Below are 18,390 nucleotides of genomic sequence, written 5' to 3'. Positions count from 1 at the left end.
CGACTCGCTGCACCCACCGGCCGACCGCCGAAGTTGCTCCTCGGAAGGCGGTTACGCCAGGAAGCTCAGCCGCACCTGACGGTTGGCATTGTCCCGATTCGTATCGACCAGGCAGACCGACTGCCAGGTGCCCAGCTCCAGACGGCCGGCGATGACCGGGAGGGTCGCGTGGGGCGGGACGATGGCCGGGAGGACGTGGTCGCGGCCGTGGCCGGGGCTGCCGTGGCGGTGCTGCCAGCGGTCGTCGGCGGGGAGCAGGGTGTGCAGCGCGGCAAGGAGGTCGTCGTCGCTGCCGGCACCCGTCTCGATGACGGCGATTCCGGCGGTGGCGTGCGGGACGAAGATGTTGAGCAGGCCGTCGCGGCCGGCCGCCGCCTCCCGGAGGAAGTCCTCGCAGTCGGCGGTGAGGTCGACGACACGTTCCCGGGAGCCGGTGGAGACGTGCAGCATTCGGGTGGTGAAGGCATCTGGCATGCCCCCATCCTGGCCCAACACCGGGTTCGACACCTTGTGGCGCGGCCGTTTCCTGATACGCGAGGTCCACAGGCCGAGACGCCGTTGACCATGGCACGGCAGGCTGGCTACGTTCTGCCGCATGTTGCGTTCAGCCCTGCTCACCACGCGCGGTCATATCGACCTGCTGCGGGTGGCCTCCGCCGCGTGTCGCCGCGGCCGCTGACGCCCTTCTCGCCTTTCCCCACCTCACCCTTCTTCAGGGCTCCGCCGCCGTGTCCGTGACCTGCCTTTGAGGCGGGCCGGGCGTATCGGCGCCGAGCCGAATGCCCCCTGCCCCGCCCTCTTCCGCGTGGAGCGTTCATGAGCATCAGCCATGCCCCACCCAGCTCTCCAGAACCCGATATTTCCGGTATATCCAAGTCCAAGGCTGCCGGAGCAGAGCACCCCGACCGCGCCCCTGCCGACATCCAAGCGACCGATCCCCAGCCCACCGATCTCCAGCCCGTCGTCCCCGCCTCCTCCCGCCGGCTCCGTATCCCCCGCTGGCTGCGCCGTACCGCAGGCCCGATCGTGCTGCTCGCCCTCTGGCAAGTCCTCACCGTCACCGGTGTATTGACGGCCGACGTACTCGCCTCGCCGGGCAGGATCGCGCAGGTCGGCTGGGATCTGGTGAGGGACGGTTCGCTGCCGTCGGCCATGGGGACCTCGCTTCGGCGCGTCGCGTTCGGCTTGCTGTTCGGGACCGCGATCGGCACCGGACTCGCCCTGGTCTCCGGCCTGTTCCGGGTCGGCGAGGACCTGGTGGACGCGCCGGTGCAGATGCTGCGGACGGTGCCGTTCGTCGGTCTCATCCCGCTGTTCATCATCTGGTTCGGCATCGGCGAGACCCCGAAGATCGCCATCATCACGCTCGGCGTGACCTTCCCGCTCTATCTCAACGTGTATGCCGGGATCCGTGGCGTGGACTCCCAACTCATCGAAGCAGGTGAGTCGTTGGGGCTCTCCCGGTGGGGTCTGGTGCGGCACGTCGTACTGCCGGGCGCGTTGCCCGGCGCGCTCACCGGGCTGCGCTACGCGCTCGGCATCGCCTGGCTCGCGCTGGTCTTCGCCGAACAGGTCAACGCCGACTCCGGCATCGGGTTCCTGATGGTGCAGGCGCGGGACTTCCTGCGGACCGACGTGATCGTGGTCTGTCTGATCGTCTACGCCTTCCTCGGCCTGCTCGCCGACTTCGTCGTCCGCTCCCTCGAAAGGCTGTTGCTGCAATGGCGACCGACGTTCACCGGCCGGTGACCGGGCACGCTGTCCATGTCGAGGGGCTGACCCGCTCCTTCGACGACCGCGCCGTGATCGACGACCTCCACCTCGACATCGCTCCCGGCGAGTTCGTCGCGCTGCTCGGCCGCAGTGGCTGCGGCAAGTCGACGCTGCTGCGCATCCTTGCCGGGCTCGACCGTGACATCCGGGGCACCGCACTCGTACCGCGCCGCAGGGCCGTCGCGTTCCAGGCGCCCCGGCTCATGCCCTGGAAGAAGGTGTGGCGCAACGTCCTGCTCGGGTTGCCCGGCAGGCCCGAACGCACCGTCGCCGAGCGGGTGTTGGACGAGGTGGGCCTCGGTCACCGGATCGACGCCTGGCCGAAGACCCTCTCCGGCGGCGAGGCCCAGCGCGCCTCCCTCGCCCGTGCCCTGGTGCGCGAGCCCGACCTACTGCTGCTCGACGAGCCGTTCGGCGCCCTCGACGCGCTCACCCGTATCAAGGCTCAACGGCTGGTCGGGGAGGTGTGGCAGCGCCGGGGCTGCGCCGTGCTGCTGGTCACGCACGACGTCGAGGAGGCCGTGTTGCTCGCCGACCGGGTCCTGGTGATGGACGCCGGCCGCATCGCCCATGAGCAGCGCATCGGCCTCGACCGGCCGCGTGAGATCACCGACCCGCGCTTCGCCGCCCTGCGTGCCGGTCTGCTGGCACGGCTCGGCGTCGACACGGCCACCGAGGCCGCCTGAACCCACCTCGATCCACCTCAACCCACCTCGATCCACCTCCCCCCGTCGAACCCCCTTTGAGACTCTCGCTCAAGAACGGAACCCCCATGCGCCGACGACTTCTCCCCGCCGCGCTGCTCCTCCCCTTCGCCCTCCTGCTCACCGCGTGCGGTGGGAACTCGTCCGCCAGTACGGGCACCGACACCGACGGGAAGGGCTCCGTCACGCTCAACGTCGGTGACCAGAAGGGCGGTTCCGAGGCCATCCTGCGTGCCGCCGGTGAACTGAAGAACCTGAACTACAAGATCCAGTGGTCGACCTTCACCTCCGGCCCGCCCCTGCTGGAGGCCGTCAACGCGGGGGCCGTCGACATCGGTGGCGTGGGCAACACCCCGCCCGTCTTCGCGGCCGGCGCCGGCTCGAAGATCTCCGTCGTGGCCGCCTGGCACGGCACGTCCAAGGGCGACGCCATCCTGGTGCCCGTCAGCTCCAAGCTCACCGAGGCCAACCAGCTCAAGGGCAAGTCGATCGCCGTGGCGCAGGGTTCGTCGGCGCACTATCAGCTGGTCGCCTCGCTCAAGGCAGCCGGGCTGAGCCTGTCCGACGTCCAGGTGAAGTACCTCCAGCCGGCCGACGCCCTCGCCGCGTTCACCTCCGGCAAGGTCGACGCATGGGCGGTCTGGGACCCGTACACCTCGCAGATCCTCCAGGCCAAGCAGGGCCGCGTGCTGACCACGGGCGACGGCATCACCAACGGGCTCACCTTCCAGGTGGCCGCGCCCGCCGCGCTCAAGGACCCGAAGAAGACCGCCGTCATCAAGGACTATCTGGCCCGGCTACGACGGGCACAGGTCTGGGTCTACAGCCATCAGGAGGAGTGGGCCAAGGTGTGGGCCAAGAACACCGGGCTGCCGTACGACGTGGCGCTGGCCTCAGTGAAGCGAACCAACGCCACCCGCGTCTCGGTCGCCGTCGACAAGCCGCTCGTCGCCTCCGAGCAGCAGATCGCCGACGCCTTCGCCGAGTTGAAGCTCATCCCGAAGAAGGTGGACTTCGCCGGTTTCGTGGACACTCGGTTCAACGGCGATCTGCCACCGTCGACGACGCCGGCCAAGGGCTGAGGAGGGGCTGGGGCTCCCCGGCTCAGGCCTGGGCGTGGCAGATGCGACGTATGGGCCTGCAACGCTGCCCCGGGAAGGTCTCCGCCCCGCTCATGGTTGGTAGAAGCGTGAACGAATCGCGTGAGGTCGAGGTCGTCGTCATCGGTGCTGGTCAGGCCGGGCTGTCCAGCGCCTTTCACCTGGTACGCAGCGGCTTCGCGCCGGAGCGCGACTTCGTGGTCCTCGACCACTCCCCCGCACCGGGCGGCGCCTGGCAGTTCCGGTGGCCCTCGCTGACGTACGGCAAGGTGCACGGGATGCACGCGCTGCCCGGCATGGAGCTGACCGACGCCGATCCCGGGCGGCCCTCGGCCGAGGTGATCGGTGACTACTTCGACCGGTACGAGCGCACTTTCGACCTGCGGGTACGCAGGCCTGTCGACGTGCGGGCCGTACGGCAAGGTGACGGCGGGCGGCTGGTCGTGGAGACGTCGGACGGTACCTGGTCGACACGGGCCCTGATCAACGCGACCGGCACCTGGGACCGGCCGTTCTGGCCGCGCTATCCCGGTCAGGAGACCTTCCGCGGGCGGCAGTTGCACACCGCGCAGTACGCCGGGCCCGAGGAGTTCGCCGGGCGTCGGGTGGTGGTCGTGGGCGGCGGTGCCTCGGGCACCCAGCATCTGCTGGAGCTGGCCCCGTACGCGGCCGCGACCACCTGGGTCACGCGGCGCCCTCCGGTGTTCCGCGAGGGTCCGTTCGACCAGGAGGCGGGCCGCGCGGCCGTCGCGCTGGTGGAGGAACGGGTGCGCCAGGGGCTGCCGCCGCGCAGCGTGGTCTCGGTCACCGGGCTGCCCCTCAACGACGCCGTCCGTCAGGGGCTCGCGGACGGCGTCCTGGACCGGCAGCCGATGTTCGACCGGATCATCCCGGACGGCGTGGCGTGGGACGACGGACGGCACGTCGCCACCGACGTCATCCTCTGGGCGACCGGATTCCGGGCCGCGCTGGACCATCTCCGTCCGCTGCGGCTGCGCGAACCGGGCGGCGGGATCCGGGTCGAGGGCACCCGGACCGTGGCCGATCCACGGGTCCACCTCGTCGGCTACGGCCCCTCGGCCAGCACCATCGGCGCCAACCGGGCCGGCCGCTCGGCCGTCCGGGACATCAGGCGGTTGCTGGCCGAGGAGCAGCCGGTCGCCGCGTGACGTCCCGCCGGCTCAGCGGACCGCGGGCGCGGAGCCGGCCGGGCTCTGGGACGGGGGCTGCGGCTGCGCCGCGCCTTGGTGCAGGGCGTTGAAGTCCGCCACATTGCGCAGGTGCGTCGCGTAGTCGGCGGTGAAGCGGGTGTCCCCCGGTTTGACCGTGACGAAGTACAGCCAGTCGCCCGGCGTCGGATTCAGCGCGGCGTGCATGGCCTCCTCACCGGGGTTGTCGATGGGCGTGGGCGGCAGGCCCATGCGCTGGTAGGAGTTGTACGGGCTCTCGACACGGGTGTCGTCCTGGCTGGTCTGGACGGTGCTGCGGTTCAGCGCGTAGTTGATCGTCGAGTCCATCTGCAGCGGCATGCCACGCTCCAGCCGGTTGATGACGACCCGGGCGACCTTGCCCATGTCCGCCCGCGTCGCGGCCTCGGCCTGGACGATGCTGGCGATGGTGACCGCCTGGTAGACGTTCATCGCGTCCTGCTGCGCCCCCGCCGCGATCGGTGCCGCGTTGAACACGCTGCTGGCGGTGTCGACCATGGAGCTGAGCAGGGACTCGGGCGTCGCACCTTTGCGGACGGAATAGGTCGCCGGAAACAGGTAGCCCTCCGGATTGCCCAGGGCGTCGCCGGGCAGTTTCAGGCCGGCCTTCCCGATGGACTTGCGCGTGCTGCCCGGGGGCAGTTCGAGAGCCTTGTCGATCGCGTCGTACACCTGGCTCGCGCGCCAGCCCTCCGGAACGACCAGGGCCTTGGGCGGTACTTCCTCGGGACCGCTGTCCGGCGTCAGCAGCGGCACCGCCACGGCGGTGCCGACGACGAGGCCGGCCACAACCAGGACCAGCCTGCCCCGGCGTGTCAGTCGGATCGCGCTCCGCGGCGGAATCTTCCTCTGCATGCGGGCACGGTAATACGCATATCGCCATTAACCCGGCACATATTCCATGTGGCCGTCACGGCTGTTCCATGTGGCCGTCACAGCGTCGGCTCGGCGGTCACGGCTCGTTTCAGCTCGTCGGTTCCAGCTGCGCGTCCCGGCGCACCAGGGCGGCGTACCTCCCGTCCGTTTCCAGCAGTTCCTCATGGCTGCCGCGTTCGGCGACCCGCCCGGAGTCGAGGACCACGATCTGGTCGGCGCCACGGATCGTGGACAGACGGTGGGCGATGGTGATCGTCGTCCGGTCGGCCGACAGGGCGTCGATCGCCTCCTGCACGGCGGCCTCCGTACGAGTGTCGAGCGCGCTGGTCGCCTCGTCGAGGATGAGGACCGGCGGATCGCGCAGGATCGTGCGGGCTATCGCGAGGCGCTGCTTCTCACCGCCGGAGAAGCGGTGGCCGCGTTCACCGACGACCGTGTCGTAGCCGTCGGGCAGCGCGGCTATGTGGTCGTGTATCTGCGCCGCCCCGGCCGCCGCCCGCAGTTCCTCGTCGGTGGCGTCCGGCTTGGCGAAGCGGAGGTTGTCGGCGACGGAGGCGTGGAAGAGATACGTCTCCTGCGAGACGACGCCGACCGCGCGCGCGAGGGTGTCGAAGTCGAGGTCCCGGACGTCGACGCCGTCCACCGTGACACGGCCGCCGGTGACGTCGTAGAGCCGGGGCACCAGATAGCCGAGGGTGGACTTGCCGGCTCCGGTCGGCCCGACGACGGCGAGGCTACCGCCCGCGGGGACGGTGACGTCTATGCCGTCGAGGACGGGACGGGTCCTGTCGTCACTGTCGTAGCGGAACGCCACGTCCTCGAAGCGGACTTCGCCCTTGACCTGGTCGAGGTGGACGGGACGCGCGCGCTCGGTGATGTCGACCGGCAGGTCCAGATATTCGAAGATGCGCTGGAAGAGCGCGAGAGAGGTCTGGATCTGGACACCGGTCGCGAGCAGACTCACGGCCGGGCGGAACAGCCCCTGCTGGAGCGAGACGAAGGCGACGATGGTGCCGAGCGAGACCTTGGGGCCGCCGAACTGAAGGGCGAGACCGGCCGTCCAGTAGATGATGGCGGGCATCGCGGCCATGACGATCGTGATCACGGCCATGCGCCAGCGGCCTGCCATGTTCGCCTTCACTTCCAGGTCGACCAGGCGCTCGGACTCGTCGGCGAAGGAGGCGGTCAGCGAGTCGGAGCGGCCCATGGTGCGGCCGAGCAGGATGCCGCTGACCGAGAGTGACTCGGTGACCGTGGCCGCCATCGCGGCCATCTGCTTCTGCCGCTGCGTGGTGATCTTCTTGCGTTCGTTGCCGACACGGCGGCTTATCCATACGAACGCCGGCAGCAGGACCAGCGAGACGATCGTGAGCCGCCAGTCGAGGGCGACCATCGCGACGATCGTGGCGACGACGCTGGTGGCGTTGGATACCAGGGAGGTGGCGGTGGAGGTGACGGTGGCCTGCATGCCGCCGATGTCGTTGGCGATCCGGGACTGGACCTCGCCGGTGCGGGTCCGCGTGAAGAAGGCGAGCGACATGCGCTGCAGGCGGCCGTAGACGGCGGTGCGCAGGTCGTGCATGACGCGCTGGCCGACGGTGGTGGAGATCAGCGTCTGGAGCACGCCGAAGACGCTGGAGAGGACCGCGCTGAGGATCATGCCGAGCGCGAGCAGGCTGAGCAGGCCGGTGCGGCCCTGGGGGATCGCGACGTCCAGGGTCTCCTTGAGCAGGAACGGCGTGGCCACCGAGACCAGCGAGGAGGCGCCGACCAGCAGGCCGACGATCGCGAGGCGCCCGCGGTAGGGGCGGAAGAGTTTCAGGATGCGGCGCACCTGCCGGGGCTGTTCCTTGGCGTCGGCAGGCGGGGTCCAGGACGTTTCACGGTCGGGGTGCATGGGCTCCTACGGAGGTGAACGGGCACCGGCCTGAGTCGGCCGACGATGACGAACGGATCGTAGCTCATTGTTACCTATACTCACAATGAACGGTATCCTGATATTGTTCCCGCATGACCACCCCCGATCCCGACGGCCTGCTCGCCGAGCAGTTGCTACGGCTGACCCGCCGGGTGCACCGCATCCAGAAGCGCCATCTGGAACAGCACGATCTGGGTGTCACCCCGGCCCAGTCCCGTCTGCTGCGCACCCTCGCGCACTACGCCTCGCCCCCGCGCATGGCCGACCTCGCCGAGCGCCTGGAGGTGGTGCCGCGGGCGGTGACGACGCTGGTAGACGGCCTGGAGGCGAGCGGGAAGGTACGGCGGATGCCGGATCCCGCGAACCGGCGCGTGACCCGGATCGAGCTGACGGACGAGGGGCTCACGACCCTGCGCGAGCTGCGCGGCGCACGCCGCTCGGCGGCCGAGGAGATACTCGCTCCACTGACGGAGAAGGAGCGCCAGGTGCTCGGCGTGCTGCTGGACACCCTGATCGAGGGGGACAGCCGCACGCGCTGCTGAGCGGCCCGTCGGCGCACGATCACCCCGCTTCCGGCGCGGGCTCCTTGGCAGTGGACCGTTTCTCCACGGTGGACTCCGCCCCAGAGCCCTCGTCGGATGCGGCAGATTCCGCCTCCGGGCCTTCGCCGACCGCGCAGGCAATCCCGCCGTCCAGCACCTTCTTGGCCCGCGCCGTGTCCAGCGCGCCCTCCCAGCGGGAGACCGCGAAGACGGCGACGCAGTTGCCGAGCAGGTTGGTGGTGACCCGCATGGAATCCATGATCCGGTCGACGCCGAGCAGCAGGGCGACCGCTCCGGCGGGGACGACGCCCAGCGAGGTCGCGGTCGCGGACAGCGCGAGGAAGGCCGAACCGGGCACACCCGCCATGCCCTTGCTGGTCAGCATGAGCACGAGGACGACCGTGATCTGACGGCCCAGGTCGAGGTCGACGCCCACCGCCTGCGCGATGAACAGGGTGCCGATGGAGAGGTAGATCGAGGCGCCGTCGAGGTTGAAGGAGTAGCCGGTGGGCAGCACCAGGCCCACGGCGTCGTCCCGGCAGCCGGCCTGCCGCAGCTTCTGCATCATGCGCGGCATGACGCTCTCGCTGGAGGCCGTACCGAGAGCGAGCAGCAGCTCCTCCCGGGTGTAGCGCACGAACTTCCACAGGCTCAGTCCGCTGACCAGCCGCAGCGCGACCCCGAGCAGCACGAGGAAGACCGCGGCGACGGCGTAGCACAGGACGATGAGCTTGCCGTAGGTCTGCACGACCCCGAGGCCGTACTGCCCGACGAGGTGGACCATCGCGCCGAACACGGCGAGCGGCGCGAGCCGCATGACGAAGCCGACGACGGCAAAGACGACCTCCTGCGCCTGCTCGATCGCCGGCAAGATCTTCGGGACTCTGGTGTGACCGAGGTGGAGCAGTGCCGCACCGACCAGACAGGCCAGGACGAGGACCTGCAGCAGCGCGTTGTCCGCGAAGGCCCCGACGGCACTGTTCGGCAGGGCGTTCAGGACGAACTCGGTCGTGGACGGCAGCGCGCCGCCCTGGGTCTGCCGGTCGACCGCCGAGGCGTCGAGCTTCGCGGGGTCCACATGCATCCCGGTGCCGGGACCGGCCACATTGGCGGCGGCCAGGCCGAGGAGCAGGGCGGCCGTGGACGCCACTTCGAACCAGACCAGGGCCTTCAGCCCGATCCGCCCGAAGGCCTTCAGGTCACCGGCCTTGGCGATGCCGACGACGACCACGCAGAACACCAGCGGCGAGATGACCGCCTTGATCAGGCGTAGGAAACCGTCGCCGAGCGGCTGGAAAGCCGTGGCCGACTCCGGCCACAGCTTCCCGACGACGATGCCGAGCACGAGCGCGCAGGCGACCTGCGCGAAGAGGGAGGTACGCAGTATGCGTGCGACGCGTCGCGGCAGGGACAGTACGGACTGCGGCACGGGCACTCCTAGAGGGCGTCGACTCGCAGAGGCCGAACGGGACTTCTGCGATACGGAAGGCGGCTTCCGTGTCGATCACTCTGGAGCCGTTGTCGATCCCCGCGGAGACACCCGTGTCACAGCCAGGTAAATCACCGCGCGAGTGGCGCACTCCACATCGCCCTGCTCAACAGCGGTAGCGGTCCTCCGTCAACACCCCCTGAACCGTGGTCAGCGCATGGTCGTAGCAGCCGTCGGAGCCGTACAGCCGATAGCGCTCGCTCGACGTGCCGACCGCGTGCCGCTGATCGCGCGGGACGTTCATCGTGTACGCGGCGTCGCCGCTGTAGGTGTCGTCGAGCCGCGACCACGCGGTGCGCCGGCCGTCCCGCAGCTCCACGACGGACGCGCGGTCGCCGAGCGTCAGCACGGTGCGCAGCCGGTTGTCCGTGCCGATGGTCGTGGCACCGTTCATGGTGTACGTGCGGTGGGTGTGCGTCGTCCGCGCGGGCCCCTGTCCGCCGACGGTGACCGTCTGGTCGTCGGACCACGTCGCGTCCAGTCCGTCCGTGTTCTCGCCGTCGGTCCAGCGGTGGACGGAGGTGTTGGCGAGCGTCCGTGCGACGGTGGTGGTCACCCGGCCGTGCGAGGTGTCGAGGTAGCCGGACACCGTGAGCCGGTGCCCGGCGTCGGTGTTCACGCGGTTCTCCGAACCGGGCGTGTAGGTCGAGGAGTTGGCGATGTCCGTCGCCTTGTGCGCGGTGAGCGCGCCGGTGACCTGGGCGCGGTGCGCGTCCTGCCAGACCAGGACGTTCACCGGCGCGCTCCAGCCCGACTGGCCCGCGGGCACGCCGACGACGGACACGTCGACGCGATGCGGACGGCCGTCGTCGAGCAGACCCGCGAACGGCGTGAGGTCGTATGCGATGGGCCGCACGTCGAAGGCGCCCGGCGCCGGGAGGACGTACCAGAGGAAGGGGTTGGACCAGCCGCCGGTCCAGACGTTCGGGAACGGCGCGGCGATTCCGGCGAGTTGGCCGTCGACCTTGATCTGCACCTCACGGTAGGGACCGTGATCGGCCTTGCAGGAGTACGACGCCGGGTCGGCCACGGTGAGATACCAGAACTCCTCGCAGCCGCCGCCCGAACCGGTCGCGTAGACCTCGGCGACGATCCGCTCGCTGTTGCGCGGGGTGGTGAGGGTCGTACCGTCGGGCGAGTCGGCGAGCGTGAGGACGCGGTCGGGGGTCCGCTCGGCGGGGCGCCCCGCGTAGAAGGTCAGGGTGACGTGCACATCGATGACGCCGGTGTATGTGCCGTCGACCGTGTTGCCGATCAGCATCTCGACGTCTTGCGGGCTGCGGAAGGTGTCGCTGTAACGGGTGACGTCCTTCTCGGCATGCCATGCGATGCCGTCGGGCGAGGGCTCGGGAGTGGAGGTACGCAGGATCTCGACGCCGCCGACGTGCAGATAGCCGAGGCGGTCGTACTGACGGCCCTTCACCTTGCCGTCGAGCCGCAGCACGACCTTGCTCCAGTGGTCGCCGCAGCCCTGGGGCGGGGTGTAGGCACCGCGGTAGGGCGTGAAGTCGCGGAACTGGGCGTCGGCAAGGGTGACCTGGCACGACGTGGTGTGCGGCCGGTCGACGGGCGGGGCCGCGGTAATGGGGTCGTGCCAGCCGGTACCGAACTCGGGCGGAACGTCGGCCGCTTGGGCGACGGCGGCTCCGGTGCCGAAGAACGCGCCCGCCAGGAGGGTCACTCCGGCGAGCATGGACATGACTATCCGTCTACTCATGGCCGGTGTTCTACGGGGAGTCGGGGCCGGCCCGCAATGACGCGTCGGGAAGAACGGCGTGATCGGGCCTGATCGGGCCCGATCGGCCCAGAGGCCTGTCGGCGCCGAGATGCGCCTTCGGCACGCTGACGTCAGCGGCAGTCTTGGAAAGACCGTCTGAAGCGCACGAGGTGCTGGTGCGTCAGGCGCGCAGTTCCTCCCTGTCGCCCATCACCATCACCGGATGCCGGGCCGGATCGAGCGTGCGCAGCAGGAACTGCATGGCGTCCTTGGGGACGCTGACGCATGCGGACGTGCCGTCACCGTGGTCGAGGTGCAGCCAGATGCCGCCACCCTTCGCGTCACCCTCGGGGCGTGCGCCGTCGTCCGGCGGGCGGCCCGGGCGACGGTTGTAGTCGATGGCGATGACGTAGTCGAAGTCGTGCTGATGCGCCTCGCCCCGGTTCGGGGGCGCGAAGGAGTTCGGGTCCTGGAGGTACGGCAGCCTGGTGCCGGGGTTGTCGAGCACACCGCCCGCGTCGGAGAGGCCGAACACGCCGACGGGACTGCGCCCGTCACCCTCGCGATGGGCTCGGGTCCAGCCGTTCCGGCCGTTGTGCGCCGGCCACGTGGCCATCGGCCGCCACTCCGGCCCCTCCCGCATGTACAGCACGGCCGTGGAGTAGGGCGAGTTCTCGCCTTCGCCGTACACCACGAGGACCTGGCCGGAGTCCTGGGGGATGTACCGGTACAGCCGGTCGCCGACGCCCGGGATGCGAGTTGGGTCGGTCACGGGGACGGTCGACACCATCGGGGTGCGTGGGGCCTGCCCGCGGGGGCCCGCCGCCCCGCCGGCGCGAGCCGGACCGGAGGCATCGATCCCGCACGCGGACAGAGTCGTCATGAGCGTCCCAAAGGCCGTCACCGCGACCGTCATTCGCCACACGTTGTCCATCAGCACACGACCATCGTGGATCACATACGGGTCGATAGTGCGATCTTCTGGACATTCGGGTGACGGCCTCCCGGCCGCATGGCCGGAAGCCGGTGGATTTCACCGCTTCGTCAGGAAAACCGTTTGAAATTCACCACTCGGCGACGCGAACCTTTCACGTCTCGTCACCGCTTCCAGCCGCCTCCCCACGTCCCCTCCCCTCTCCTCCCGTCCCCCTCCCTTGCCTCCCCTGTATCCCCGTCCCTTCCTCCTGACACGAGCCACTGAGACCTCATGCAGATTCAAGACCTTCCGTACTCCGATCCGGGCGTCCCGGACGCACGTTCGGGCCCCCGATTCCTGTGGTGGCTCTGGCGGAACCAGCTGGGCGGTCAGCTGAAGTCACTCGCCTGGGGCCTGCTGCACTTCGTCGCCGTCTCGGCCCTGCCCTTCTGTGTGGGCCTCGCCGTCCAGGCGGTAGTCGACCGCTCCGGCATCCGGCTCGCCCTGACGGGTGGTCTGATGCTGCTGTGCGGCGCGGGCATCGCCCTCGGTGACACCTTCCTGCACCGCACCGCCGTCACCAACTGGATCACGGCCGCCGCCCGCGTCCAGCAACTGCTGGCTCGCAAGGCCGTCCAGCTGGGCTCCGCCCTGACCCGGCGGGTCGCCGCCGGCGAGGTGGTGGCTGTTTCCACCGGCGACGTCGAGAAGATCGGCTGGTTCGTCGAGGCGGTCTCCCGGTTCACCGCGGCCGCGCTGACGGTCGTGGTGGTCTGTGTCGCCCTCGCCGTCTACCAGCCCGCCCTGGGCGTGGTCGTCGCCGTCGGACTGCCGGTGGTGGCGCTCGCGGTGCTGCCACTGCTGCCCCGCGCGACCCGCCGTGCCGACGTGCAGCGCGAAAAGGCGGGCCGGGCCACCGAGCTGGCCTCGGACACGGTCGCCGGGCTGCGTGTGCTGCGCGGCATCGGCGGCGAGGAGCTGTTCCTCGACCGCTACCGCCGTGCCTCGCAGGAGGTACGGCACGCCGCGGTGCGCAGCGCCCGGATGTGGTCGCTGATCTCCGCCATTCAGGTGCTGCTGCCCGGACTGCTGCTCATCGCCGTCGTCTGGCACGGCATCCAGCTGGCCCGCCAGGGCCGGATCACCGTCGGCGAACTCGTCACCGTCTACAGCGCGGTCATGGTTCTGAACTACCCGCTGCGGCACTTCGAGGAGATCGCCATGGCGTACTCCTTCTCGCGCCCGTCGGCCAAACGGGCGGCCCGGGTGCTGTCACTGGAGCGGTCGACGGCCACCGAGGGCACCCGTGCGGCAGAGGTGCCGGGCGGCGATCTGTACGACCCGGTCACCGGTCTGCTGGCTCCCGCCGGCCGGCTCACCGCCGTGGTCTGCGGCGACCCGGATGCCGCGGGCAGGCTCGCGGCGCGGCTGGGCGGCCACGCGTCCGAGCAGGGCCGCTCGGTGCTGCTCGGCGGTATCGCCCTGGACGAGCTCCCGCTGGACAGCGCCCGTACCGCCGTCCTCGTCCAGGACAAGGAACCGGTGCTGCTGTCCGGCACGCTGCGCGAGCTGCTCGACGTGCCGACCTCCGGAACCGTTGAGGCCACGGACGCGCTGGCCGCGGCGCAGTGCGACGACGTCCTGGACGCGCTCGTCCAGGGCTCACTGGACGCCGTGGACCCGATGGACGCCCGGATCACCGAGCGCGGACGGTCCCTGTCCGGCGGCCAGCGCCAGCGGCTGGCACTGGCCCGGTCGCTGATCACCGACCCCGAGGTGCTGGTGCTGGACGAGCCGACGTCCGCGGTCGACTCGCACACCGAGGCACGGATCGCGGACGGGCTGCGCCGGCTGCGCTCGGGACGCACGACGGTGGTGTTCACCTCCTCACCGCTGCTGCTGGATCGCGCGGACCGGGTCGCCCTGGTCCATGAGGGCGAGGTCGTGGCAGTCGGAGTGCACCGCGAGCTGATCGGCAGCGAGCCCCGATACCGGGCCGTGGTCACGCGCGAGACGGACGACGAACTGGCCATGGCCGACGACGCTGCCCTTGTGGGCGCGAACCAGGAACGGAAAGAGATCGAGGAGAGCGCATGATCGGCGTTGCACCGCCGGCGTACGACCCGGCGGCCCCGACGACCGCCACCACCCTGCCCGTCGGTGCGGCCGCGACCGTGCGCGGCTATGTCGCCGAGCTGTTCCGCCGGCACCGCCGGGCGTTCCTGCTGCTCATCGGCGTGAACACGGTGGCCGTGATCGCCTCCATGGTGGGTCCGTACCTGCTCGGCGGCTTGGTCGAGCGGGTGTCGGACCGGTCCAGGGAGCTTCATCTCGGCCTGACCGCCGGGCTGTTCGTGCTCGCGCTGGCCGTGCAGGCCGTGTTCGTACGGCAGGTGCGGCTGCGGGGCGCGATGCTCGGCGAGCGGATGCTGGCCGACCTGCGCGAGGACTTCCTCGTCCGGTCGGTCGGGCTGCCGCCGGGCGTGCTGGAACGGGCGGGCACCGGCGACCTGCTCTCCCGCATCACCACCGACATCGACCGCCTGGCCAACGCGATGCGCGAGGCGGTGCCGCAGCTGGCGATCGGTTTCGTATGGGCCCTGCTGCTGCTCGGCGGGCTCGTCGTGACGGCTCCGCCGTTGGCGGCAGCCGTGCTGCTCGCCGTGCCGGTGCTCGTGATCGGCTGCCGCTGGTACTTCAGGCGGGCACCTGCCGGATACCGCTCCGAGGCCGCCGGATACGCGGCCGTCGCCGCCGCCCTCGCCGAGACGGTGGACGCGGGCCACACCGTCGAGGCGCACCGGCTCGGCGCCCGCCGCATCGCGCTGTCGGAGCGGCGGATCAAGGAGTGGACGGCCTGGGAGCGGTACACACTCTGGCTGCGGTCCGTGCTCTTCCCGGTCATCAACGCCGTCCATGTGATCGTGCTCGGCTCGGTCCTCATGGTCGGCGGGGTGTTCGTCCTGCGCGGCTGGATCGGGGTGGGGCAGCTGACCACGGGCGCCCTTCTCGCGCAGATGCTCGTCGACCCGGTGAACCTGATCCTGCGCTGGTACGACGAGGTGCAGGTCGCCCAGGTGTCGCTGGCCCGGCTGGTCGGTGTGCGGGACATCGAGCCGGACGCCGGGGACGCTGCGCTGGCGCCGGACGGCCGGGAGGTGCACGCCGACCGGGTGCACTTCGGCTACCGCGAGGGTGTCGACGTGCTGCGCAAGGTGTCCCTGGAGGTCGCCCCGGGCACCCGGCTGGCCCTGGTCGGCCCCTCGGGTGCGGGCAAGTCCACCCTGGGCAGGCTGCTCGCCGGGATCTACGCACCCCGCGACGGGCGGATCACCCTGGGCGGCGCGGAACTGTCCCGGATGCCCGCGGAACGGGTCCGCTCCCACGTCGCCCTGGTCAACCAGGAGCACCACGTCTTCGTCGGCTCCCTGCGGGACAACCTCCGGCTGGCCCGGACCGGTGCCAAGGACGCCGAGCTGTGGGCGGCGCTGGGCGCGGTCGACGCGGACGGCTGGGCCCGGGCCCTGGACGACGGCCTGGACACCGAGGTCGGGTCCGGTGGTCTCGCGCTGACCCCGGCGCAGGCCCAGCAGATCGCACTGGCCCGGCTGGTGCTGGCCGATCCGCACACGCTGGTCCTGGACGAGGCGACCTCGCTGCTGGACCCGCGTGCGGCCCGGCATCTGGAACGCTCCCTGGCCCGGGTGCTGGACGGCCGCACCGTCGTCGCCATCGCACACCGCCTGCACACCGCCCATGACGCCGACGTGATCGCCGTCGTGGAGAACGGCCGCATCAGCGAGCTGGGCAGCCACGACGACCTGGTCGCGGCGGACGGCGCGTACGCGGCACTGTGGCGGTCCTGGCACGGGTGAGGATGCGCCCGGTGCGCGGATGCCCGATGCCGCGGCGCAACGCCGGCCGACGGCGCCGGTCACCGTGATCACCGCGGCTGCGCCGCAGACAGTGCCCGGGACGGCACCGCCGGGTGCCGTGGCCACCACCGCCAGGGCCTGACGCAGCCGGGCCGCGGCGAGTCGGCGTGCGGTGGGGCCTGCCGACGCTGGAGGCCGGGCCGCGTCGGGCCGGCCGCACGGTGCCGTCTTTCCGTGCCTGAGGCCGGCCCGTCGCGACGCGCCAGCACGCAGTGAAGCCTGCCGAACGTCTGGAGCCACCAGGCCGAGGCGGGCCGATGCGCCGTGCAGTCTGCCGACGCTCGGGGTCGCCGGGCCGCGCCGAAGGGGTGGACTCCGGCGGCTGCCGGACGCCGGTGCACGGGTGCGTGCACTGAGCCGCGTCCGTGCCGTTGCGCGGTGCCGAGCTGGGGTGGAAGGCTGGAGAACGGCACCGGCTCGGGGAACGTCTCGGAACCACCCGGTTCACGGCGTGTGACACCCGTGCCGCGCGTGCCGGCGGCCCGCCGCCCGCTGCGGTGGCACATGGCCGTCCTCACCACCTGGAGGTACTCGTGGACCGCGCCGACAGCTGGGGGGACGATGTCTACCAGCCCGATTCCTCGGAGATCCGGGAGGACTCGGGGGTGCTCGACGTCGAGGACACACTGGACTTCGACGGCGTCGAGGACCCGCTCGACCGCGGCTGGTCCCCTCCGGAGCGTCCCTGGGCGGTGGAACACAGCGGTGTGACGGCGGCTGAGCGCCAGGCGGGCGAGACCCTCGACCAGCGGCTCGCCGAGGAGCAGCCCGACCTGGCCACGCCGGACGGCGACGACCTCGGCGACTGCTCCGGAACCGACGGAGAACTCCTCGACAACGAGGTCGGCAACCTGCGCTCCGGCCGGCTGGTGGCCCCGGACGAGGGAGCGCACGAGGACGAAGAGGCCGCCCTCGTCGCCACCGACGTCGGCATCGACGGCGCCGCCGCCTCCGCCGAGGAAGCCGCGATGCACATAGTCGACGAGGAATCGCTGTCCGGCTGACCCATACATCCCCTGCCCCGCCCCGGACGAGGAGCCGCCATGCAGCAGGACAAGCACCCCGGCTACCACGCCGTGGTCTTCCGTGACCGCGCCGCCGGCTACGCCTTCCTGACCCGCTCGACCGCGCAGAGCGAGCAGACCATCGAGTGGGACGACGGCCGGACCTACCCGGTGATCGACGTGGAGATCTCCTCGGAGAGCCACCCCTTCTACACGGGCAAGGCCCGCACGGTCGACACCGAGGGCCGCATCGCCCGCTTCGAGCGCCGGTACGGCGGGGCGGAGTCCGGCGAGGCGACCTGATGGCGAGCGGTGCCTCGGGTCAGGTGCCGGGCGCCTCGAGGTGTAGGACGCCCCGGTGGTGAGGGGCACCTCAGATCACGTTGAGGGCCGCCGCGCAGCCTATTCCGCCGAGCAGCATGAACAGCGGCATCAGCACCTTCAGCTCCACCCAGCTCCCGGCCCGGAACCGCATCGCCTTCGGCGGCCCCAGGGGATACCAGCGCTTGCGGCCGACGGGGATCGGCCACAGGATCGGGCAGCCCGAGACCGTCAGCGCGTCCCCGATGTCGTGCACCAGCGCGCCCAGCACCACCGGCAGCCCCAGCCACAGGTACGGCTGGCCCGGCGCGGTGAACAACCAGTCGGAGCCGTTGCCGGGCTTGTCCAGGACCCCCGCGAGGATCCACGCGCTGGTCGCGGCCAGCAGCCAGACCAGGACGTCCGCACTGGAACCCCGGGCCGCCCGCCACAGCAGACCCTCGATCGCCAGCACCATGTGCACGAAGAGGATCGCCAGCACCGCCCAGCGGCCGCCCGCGATCGCCGCCGCCGAGCAGCCGGCACCGAGCAGGGCCGCCCACAGCCAGGTGTGCGTCAGTGTGCGGTGGCCGCCGTTGCGGCGCGGGTCGCCCTTCATCCTGGTCGCCTTGTAGACGGCGTAGGACAGCTTGTCCACGATCTCGCAGATCCAGTGGGAGATCGGCCCGAAGGAGCGCGAGATGGTCGCCGCCTTGTGGTCGAGGTCCGGGGCGAGTGCGGCACCGGCACAGATCAGCGCCCCGACGAGGAGGACCGGCCAGGGCATCGGGTGCCCCGTCGCCGCGGCGGCCGCTCCGACGCCGAGCCACGCCGCGGCCCCCGACAGTGAGTGTGCTGGTCCCATCATGGCCGCTTCCCGCTCCATTCCTCGTGTGCCGCTGTCCAGT

At 70.9% G+C, this 18,390-nt stretch carries 17 protein-coding genes; 10 read left to right on the top strand and 7 right to left on the bottom strand.

Going from position 1 to position 18,390, the window contains the following annotated elements; all coding sequences use genetic code 11:
• Positions 1-51: 51 nt before the first annotated feature.
• The gene (locus AB5L52_RS37995; protein WP_351020085.1) at positions 52-474 is read right to left on the bottom strand and encodes a secondary thiamine-phosphate synthase enzyme YjbQ; all 423 of its coding nucleotides are present in this window, start codon (positions 472-474) and stop codon (positions 52-54) included.
• 121 nt (positions 475-595) lie between these two features.
• Here AB5L52_RS37995 and AB5L52_RS37990 point away from each other — a divergent pair, with 121 nt between their 5' ends.
• The 5 genes from AB5L52_RS37990 (at position 596) to AB5L52_RS37970 (ending at position 4,746) form a co-directional block, all read left to right on the top strand.
• Positions 596-679 carry a putative leader peptide gene (locus tag AB5L52_RS37990; protein WP_313884353.1) on the top strand — a complete coding sequence of 28 codons (84 nt, stop codon included), beginning with the start codon at positions 596-598 and terminating at the stop codon, positions 677-679.
• A 137-nt stretch (positions 680-816) separates the two neighbouring features.
• Complete coding sequence (locus tag AB5L52_RS37985; protein WP_369367917.1) at positions 817-1,749, top strand: ABC transporter permease; 933 nt, start codon at positions 817-819, stop codon at positions 1,747-1,749.
• Entirely contained in the window at positions 1,722-2,459 is a 738-nt protein-coding gene (locus AB5L52_RS37980) for an ABC transporter ATP-binding protein (RefSeq protein WP_369367916.1), read from the top strand. The genes AB5L52_RS37985 and AB5L52_RS37980 overlap by 28 nt, the downstream gene beginning before the upstream one ends.
• Before the next feature lie 86 nt (positions 2,460-2,545).
• The gene (locus tag AB5L52_RS37975) at positions 2,546-3,559 is read left to right on the top strand and encodes an ABC transporter substrate-binding protein (RefSeq protein ID WP_369367915.1); all 1,014 of its coding nucleotides are present in this window, start codon (positions 2,546-2,548) and stop codon (positions 3,557-3,559) included.
• Between the two features lie 107 nt (positions 3,560-3,666).
• On the top strand, positions 3,667-4,746 hold the full coding sequence (locus AB5L52_RS37970) for an NAD(P)-binding domain-containing protein (RefSeq protein WP_369367914.1): 1,080 nt from the start codon (positions 3,667-3,669) through the stop codon (positions 4,744-4,746).
• 12 nt (positions 4,747-4,758) lie between these two features.
• Here AB5L52_RS37970 and mltG read toward each other — a convergent pair whose 3' ends face one another.
• Positions 4,759-5,640 carry an endolytic transglycosylase MltG gene (mltG, locus tag AB5L52_RS37965; RefSeq protein WP_369367913.1) on the bottom strand — a complete coding sequence of 294 codons (882 nt, stop codon included), beginning with the start codon at positions 5,638-5,640 and terminating at the stop codon, positions 4,759-4,761.
• A gap of 109 nt (positions 5,641-5,749) precedes the next feature.
• Positions 5,750-7,558, bottom strand: a complete 1,809-nt coding sequence (locus tag AB5L52_RS37960; RefSeq protein WP_369367912.1) for an ABC transporter ATP-binding protein — start codon at positions 7,556-7,558, stop codon at positions 5,750-5,752.
• A 113-nt stretch (positions 7,559-7,671) separates the two neighbouring features.
• Here AB5L52_RS37960 and AB5L52_RS37955 point away from each other — a divergent pair, with 113 nt between their 5' ends.
• The gene (locus AB5L52_RS37955) at positions 7,672-8,121 is read left to right on the top strand and encodes a MarR family transcriptional regulator (RefSeq protein WP_351020071.1); all 450 of its coding nucleotides are present in this window, start codon (positions 7,672-7,674) and stop codon (positions 8,119-8,121) included.
• A 19-nt stretch (positions 8,122-8,140) separates the two neighbouring features.
• Here AB5L52_RS37955 and AB5L52_RS37950 read toward each other — a convergent pair whose 3' ends face one another.
• The 3 genes from AB5L52_RS37950 to AB5L52_RS37940 form a co-directional block, all read right to left on the bottom strand.
• Complete coding sequence (locus AB5L52_RS37950; RefSeq protein ID WP_369367911.1) at positions 8,141-9,550, bottom strand: cation:dicarboxylase symporter family transporter; 1,410 nt, start codon at positions 9,548-9,550, stop codon at positions 8,141-8,143.
• Positions 9,551-9,716: 166 nt separating this feature from the next.
• Positions 9,717-11,327: a peptide-N4-asparagine amidase gene (locus AB5L52_RS37945; protein WP_369367910.1), complete on the bottom strand. Its 1,611-nt coding sequence runs from the start codon at positions 11,325-11,327 to the stop codon at positions 9,717-9,719.
• Between the two features lie 181 nt (positions 11,328-11,508).
• A complete protein-coding gene (locus AB5L52_RS37940; RefSeq protein WP_369369032.1) occupies positions 11,509-12,243 on the bottom strand; it encodes a L,D-transpeptidase family protein in 735 nt (244 codons plus the stop codon).
• A 291-nt stretch (positions 12,244-12,534) separates the two neighbouring features.
• On the opposite strand from AB5L52_RS37940, the gene AB5L52_RS37935 reads away from it, so the two are divergent.
• The 4 genes from AB5L52_RS37935 (at position 12,535) to AB5L52_RS37920 (ending at position 17,485) form a co-directional block, all read left to right on the top strand.
• On the top strand, positions 12,535-14,340 hold the full coding sequence (locus AB5L52_RS37935; RefSeq protein ID WP_369367909.1) for an ABC transporter transmembrane domain-containing protein: 1,806 nt from the start codon (positions 12,535-12,537) through the stop codon (positions 14,338-14,340).
• Positions 14,337-16,118, top strand: coding sequence for an ABC transporter ATP-binding protein (locus AB5L52_RS37930; protein ID WP_369367908.1), 1,782 nt, complete (start codon positions 14,337-14,339; stop codon positions 16,116-16,118). The genes AB5L52_RS37935 and AB5L52_RS37930 overlap by 4 nt, the downstream gene beginning before the upstream one ends.
• 593 nt (positions 16,119-16,711) lie before the next feature.
• Positions 16,712-17,182 carry a DUF5709 domain-containing protein gene (locus AB5L52_RS37925; RefSeq protein ID WP_351020061.1) on the top strand — a complete coding sequence of 157 codons (471 nt, stop codon included), beginning with the start codon at positions 16,712-16,714 and terminating at the stop codon, positions 17,180-17,182.
• A gap of 39 nt (positions 17,183-17,221) precedes the next feature.
• Positions 17,222-17,485 carry a type B 50S ribosomal protein L31 gene (locus tag AB5L52_RS37920; protein ID WP_369367907.1) on the top strand — a complete coding sequence of 88 codons (264 nt, stop codon included), beginning with the start codon at positions 17,222-17,224 and terminating at the stop codon, positions 17,483-17,485.
• A gap of 70 nt (positions 17,486-17,555) precedes the next feature.
• On the opposite strand, the gene AB5L52_RS37915 is transcribed toward AB5L52_RS37920, so the two are convergent.
• Complete coding sequence (locus AB5L52_RS37915; RefSeq protein WP_351020057.1) at positions 17,556-18,350, bottom strand: metal-dependent hydrolase; 795 nt, start codon at positions 18,348-18,350, stop codon at positions 17,556-17,558.
• Positions 18,351-18,390: the final 40 nt, after the last annotated feature.

It is taken from the genome of Streptomyces sp. CG4 (assembly GCF_041080655.1).
In the GTDB taxonomy this organism is placed as follows: Bacteria; Actinomycetota; Actinomycetes; order Streptomycetales; family Streptomycetaceae; genus Streptomyces.
This window is presented reverse-complemented; position numbering and strand designations above follow the sequence as displayed.